Raw genomic sequence first — 3,603 nt, forward strand, 5'->3', positions numbered from 1 at the left:
CGGGTACGTGGCCGTCGCGGGAGGGCACGTCCACGCGGCGCTCTGGAAGGACGGCAAGGTCACCGATCTCACCCCCGGCGAGCCGGGAAACTCGATTGCGACGGCCATCAACAACCACAGCATGGTCCTCGGGGCCCGATCCGCGGGCGCGGACTTCCTCTGGGATCCGGTCCACGGCCTGTTCGATTCCACGTGCATGCTGGACCCCAATTCGACCGACTCCCCCGGGTGGAACGACCTGAACGACCGGGGGCAGATCGTCGGCGAGGGGTGCGTGAAGGGGAAGTGCCGCAAGGCGGTCGTCTTCGACATGAACCTGATCCCGACGGGGACCGGGCTGTGCCCGCCCCCGCGCGTCTCGGCAATCACGGGGGCCTTCGAATTCGAGAAAATCGCCGTCGACGAGGTGGGGCTCAGGACCGATCTCTCCCCCATCCGGACGCGCGCCGCCAGCTTTGCGGTCGAACTGGTCGACTCGGGAACGGGTGCGACGCTTGCCTCGGGGACGACCGACGAAAACGGCGAGTACCGGATGATCGCGGACTTCGCCGGGCCGGTGCACCTCCGCGCCGTCGCGTCGACCCGTGAGGGGACGGTCGTCGGCGTCGCCGACGAGATCCTCTACTCGGTCGTGAGCCCCGACTTCACGCTCGCGACCGGCCAGGACGCCCACGAGGATCTCCTCGCGACCGACGCGAGCCGCGCGTCGGGGCCCTTCAACATCCTCGACGCGCTGCGCCTGGCCGGCATGTGGGTGAGCGCGGCGGAGCCGGCCGCCTCCGTGCCGTCGGTGAAGGTCCGCTGGTCCTCGACGAGCACCGCCGGGACCTTCTTCAGACCGACCACGCACGAAGCGGTGGTGAAAGGGGACCGGACCTCGGACTCCGACGAGTTCGACAACACCGTCATCGATCACGAGTACGCGCACTACCTGGAGGCTCTCCTCTCGCGCGATGACTCGCCGGGGGGGAATCACACGCTGAGCGGCGTCGTCGACCCGCGCCTCGCCTGGGGCGAGGGGTGGGCCGACTTCTTCGGCGTCGCCAGCCAGAATCTCGCGCCGTCGTCATCGCTCTACTTCGACTCGATGAGCTCGGGGGTCTTCTCGTTCGATCTCGAGGACAACGCGGCCCCCGGGAGCACCCCCGGGTACTGGAGCGAGTCCTCGGTGTCGGGCGCTCTGTGGGATCTCTACGACGCGCGGACCGACAGCGGCGATGGCGGCCAAATCCCCGCGGCGCAGATATGGCAGGGTTTCCGCGACGCGAAGAACGACAGCTTCCTCTACTTCATCGACTACGCCGACCGCCTCGTGGCGTCCGACTCGACCGTCGGGACCCTCCTCACCTCGCTCCTCGACGAGCGGCAGATCGCCTACACCCCGGGCGGGCTCCCCTCGGTGACGAACCCCTTCCCCGCGCCGATCGACTCCGGCGTGGCCGTGACCGGGACGGTCGACAGCCTGACGAGCCAGCGGACCAACCTTTTCTCCTCGTCCGCCTTCTACGGCTTCACGCTCGGCGACACGGAAGGCGCGGACGCCACGCTCGACATCACGGCCGGGCCCGTCGGGATGAACAATCTCGACCTGTTCCTGCTGGACGATCAGGGGACGGTCATCGTCTCGTCGATGAACAGCGGCGCCGCGAGCGAGGCGCTCCACGCGGACCTCCAGCCCGGCTTCTACGTCCTCCAGGTGAAGAGTTTCTCGATCTCCGGGGCGACGACGACCTTCAACAACGGGGACTTCACGCTCAACCTGTCGCTCACGCCGACGAGCGCGTCGCCGATCGCGGCCGTCTCGGGCGAGGCGCCTCGCACGGCCAAGCCGGAGGCGCCGATCCGTATTGAAGTGACCCCGGGCCGCGCGCTCGGCGCGGGGCGGCAGGAGCTTCAGGTTCGCACGACGCCTCTCGTCTCGGGGGAGAGCCTGACGGTCCGGGCGATGCCGCAGCAGGGGCTCGTCGTCGAGTCCGCGATTCCCGGCACCACGGTCTCGGCGCCGGGGGCGGAGGGGGCGATCTCCTCGATCGATCTCGTCGTGGCTTCAGGCTCGCGCGGGTCGGGGAGGCTTCTCGTCGAGGCGACTCTGGATCTCGGCGGCGGCAGACGGCAGACGGCGATCGCCCTCTGGGGAGGCGCGGGGCCGACGGCCTCCATCGCGAGCCGGCCTCCCGGATCGCGCGTCGTCACGAGCCCCGACGGCCGCCAGTACCTGGAGATCCCTTCCGGGCGCCCATAGCCGAAAACACCTCCTTGGAGCACGGGTCCCTCTGGGGCCACGGGGCCTACCGGCCTCGTTCATCAAGGACGCCGCCGAGGCTGCGAACCCAGTCGGTGAGGCCGCGGTTCTCGTGGATGACGAGGACCGTGGTCGCCTTCTCCTTCGTCTCCGGGTAGACGACGAAGACCTGGACCGCCCGTTCGCCGCTCTTCACCGTCACCCACTCGAGTAGCAGGCGTGCACCTCGGGATGAGCGTCCGGGTCAAAGGACCTGGCAAGGAAAATCAGTATGGCTGTTGACACGGCCTTCTTGTAAAAAGCGGGCGATCTGGGTATCGTGCAGCCAAGCACCGCGCAACATCGCAGAGGCGTTCATGCAGTTCGGGTTCCCTCGGCCCGGCAGGAAGAAGAGGGGAGCGCGTTCCCTTCTGGCGGTGTTCTGCGTCGCCTTCCCCCCGGGCGCTGCGCCCGTCCCCGGGCCGATCGTTCCCGCCCAGAACGGCCCGCAGACGACGTGCGCTCCGCTTCCCCTCCTTCCCCGGGGCTTCCACCTCCCGCGGGGCGTCTCGCCCCTGGGGCCGTCCTCTTTCACCCTTCTCGACGAGAGCGAGATGGGGACGCAAGCGGTCATTCTCCAGGAGGGAAAATCTCCCTCGGTCCGCGACGAACGGATCGAGAGGATCGGCAGGAGCGTGGCCCGGTACTGCGACCGCCCCCAGATGCGGTTCGATTTCCGCGTGCTGCCCGGCGCCGATGAGGCCAACGCCTTTTCCCTGGTCGGCGGCCACGTCTACGTCACGCGGGATCTCCTGGAAAAGTACACCCTCACGGACGACGAGCTCGCCTTCGCCCTGGGGCACGAGATCGCGCACGCTGCCTTCCGGGACATCCCCAACTCGATCGTCGATCAGGCCGTCGCCCGGTACGTCGATCACGCCCTGTGCGAGAGGCTCGGCGCGGGTTCGGCTGAGTACCAGACGGCGAGCCGGGCGCTTCAGGCCGAGATCGACGCGCTGATCCAGCGCCGCGAGCTCAACGCCGATCAGTTTGGCATGCTCTACGCCCTGCGCGCCGGCTATCACTCGGACGGCGCCGTCACCTTCCTCGAGAAGCTCCGCGAGGCGATCGGCCCGCGCGTGGAGGTTCCCGTCCACCCGGGTTCGTTCCCGCTCCACCCCGAGATCCCCGTGCGCCTCGAGGAGGTTCGGAAGGGCCTGAGCCAGCTGGCATTTGCCGCGAACAAGTTCGACGCGGGATACCGGGCGCTGCACGAAGGCGACTTCAATCTGGCCATCAACACCTTCGAAGAGCTCACCGACGTCTTCCCGCAGAGTCAGAACGCCCTCGTGAACCTCGGGGCCGCCTACCACGGCAAGTAC

General features: G+C 68.5%; 3 protein-coding genes. 2 read left to right on the forward strand and 1 reads right to left on the reverse strand.

The window, feature by feature from the left end; all coding sequences use genetic code 11:
- Positions 1-2,242: hypothetical protein (locus tag HY049_04735; GenBank protein MBI3448210.1), on the forward strand; the 2,242-nt coding region annotated here is incomplete at its 5' end.
- A 46-nt stretch (positions 2,243-2,288) separates the two neighbouring features.
- Here HY049_04735 and HY049_04740 read toward each other — a convergent pair.
- The gene (locus HY049_04740) at positions 2,289-2,438 is read right to left on the reverse strand and encodes a hypothetical protein (GenBank protein MBI3448211.1); all 150 of its coding nucleotides are present in this window, start codon (positions 2,436-2,438) and stop codon (positions 2,289-2,291) included.
- A 160-nt stretch (positions 2,439-2,598) separates the two neighbouring features.
- Between HY049_04740 and HY049_04745 the strand changes: the two genes are divergently transcribed.
- Positions 2,599-3,603, forward strand: a 1,005-nt coding sequence (locus HY049_04745) for a M48 family metalloprotease (protein MBI3448212.1), incomplete at its 3' end; no start/stop codon positions are given.

Source organism: Acidobacteriota bacterium, assembly GCA_016195325.1.
Taxonomy (GTDB): Bacteria; Acidobacteriota; Polarisedimenticolia; order JACPZX01; family JACPZX01; genus JACPZX01.